The sequence below is a fragment of the Candidatus Thiosymbion oneisti genome, assembly GCF_900092655.1.
In the GTDB taxonomy this organism is placed as follows: Bacteria; Pseudomonadota; Gammaproteobacteria; order Chromatiales; family Chromatiaceae; genus Thiosymbion; species Thiosymbion oneisti.
The window spans coordinates 1-295 of the sequence record NZ_FLUY01000231.1 but is presented as its reverse complement, the minus strand read 5'-3'; the positions used below and the strand labels follow the sequence as shown (position 1 = coordinate 295).

Sequence of the window (295 nt, the reverse complement as noted above, 5' to 3'; positions counted from 1 at the left end):
CGTTGGCCTCTTGGCAGGCGGCCAGTTGCGCCTCACTGGAGTAACCGCTGTCAGCAACCACCGTGATGTCGTTGACCGACATGACTTCCATGGCCGCTTGGCATTGACCGCTGAGCGGGTTCTGATCGTTCCCGGCGTTGGTGACCTCGTGGTGCACGATGAGCTTATGTTTGTCATCGACACTACTTTGCACGTTATAGCCCGTCACATGCTGGTTGCCCTTGTTCAAAGCGCGCGCATCGGGATCAGTCCGGGAAAACTGGGGCTCACCGCTTTCCTCCAACGGCTTGAGTTG

At 58.0% G+C, this 295-nt stretch carries 1 protein-coding gene; it reads right to left on the bottom strand.

What is annotated here, in order from left to right; genetic code table 11:
- A partial coding sequence (locus BQ17_RS02045) for a transposase (RefSeq protein WP_141699041.1) occupies window positions 1-295 on the bottom strand: 295 nt, incomplete at both ends.